We start from the raw sequence: 1,204 nt of genomic DNA on the forward strand, positions 1-1,204 counted from the left end.
CTGTGGGAGATTCTATGGTTGAGGGGCAACCCTCAACCAACCTTTGGCTGATATTCGCTTTGCCCTTTCAGTAGAGCGAACACCACTCGAGCAAGCTTGCGAGCCAATATTACCAACGCTTGAGTGGTGCTATAGCCTCGTGCCCTCTGTGCTTGATAAAACGCTTTCCATGTCTCTGTTCGGCTAGCCGCCATCGCGGCGTTATGTAGCAGGCGCCGGGCCTCTGAGTCGCCGCGCTTACTTAAACTGCGACGACCATCTTTCTGTCCTGACTTGTTGACGCGCAAATCCATACCAAGAAAGGCGATAAACGCGTCTGAATTCCTGAATTCTCCCCGTTGGAAGGTGGCAATCAAGCGCGCGCCAGTCAAAAAGCCGATGCCTTCGACCTTCAAGCAACGCTTCAACTGCCCCAGCATACCTGCCTCTTTCAGGCAATCACTGATCATCTTTTCAATTAACCCTTCAAGTCTCTGCATCGACTTCACCTGCTCGGCAAACGAGGCCTTAAGCAGCGGTTCATTCGCCCAGCTTTGCGTCAGGCCGACGCGCGCCTGAACCAAGGCTGCGCGCCGACGAAACAGGCTTAGAAGGTGGCGATACAGCGGCGATGGCGGTGTCCAGGGACGCAGTTCGTCTGCCTCCTTTCTCAAATAGCGGGCGAGCAGTTGGGCATCCAAAGCATCGGTCTTGGCCCGGATCTTCAAGCTTTCGCGGTAATGTTTGAGCTCATAACCTCCAACCATGTAAACCACGCAACCAGCTTCATGGGCTAGATCGGAAAACTCCAAGTGGTAGATGTTGGTGGCTTCAATTGCGATGGCCACTTTGCAGGACAGCGTTTTCAGCCATTTTTTGATAGCAGCTTTGTTGTTTGCGATCGTTTCCAGTAGATCGGCTTCAGCGTGATAAATCACCAGCTCATTCTTAGCGACATCAACGCCTACGATCGGCTTTGAGACAGAAACTGGCATTGCCATGGGGGCTTCCTCCGGGCTATGTTTTTGAGCACTTGAAGGGCTCACCCAGAGGCGCAGGCTTGTTCCTATCGTCGGTCATAGCCAGATGCATTCTTTATCGGCGCTTGGGTGAAAGGAGGAGGGGCGAAATCTCCCACGGTCTGTACTGCGTCAACAGTCAGAATCGGGCTTTGTCCCTTCTCCTCCCTTCAAGTCCTAGCATACAAGCGGGCTTGCTCGCGAAG

General features: G+C 53.4%; 1 protein-coding gene. It reads right to left on the reverse strand.

Annotation, left to right across the window (positions count from 1 at the left end):
• Positions 1 to 32: 32 nt before the first annotated feature.
• Positions 33 to 980 (reverse strand): IS110 family transposase, encoded by a 948-nt coding sequence (locus MF6394_RS32810; RefSeq protein ID WP_078468301.1) that lies wholly within the window; start codon positions 978 to 980, stop codon positions 33 to 35.
• Between the last annotated feature and the right edge of the window lie 224 nt (positions 981 to 1,204).

Source organism: Pseudomonas sp. MF6394, from assembly GCF_002018845.1.
Taxonomy (GTDB): domain Bacteria; phylum Pseudomonadota; class Gammaproteobacteria; order Pseudomonadales; family Pseudomonadaceae; genus Aquipseudomonas; species Aquipseudomonas lactis.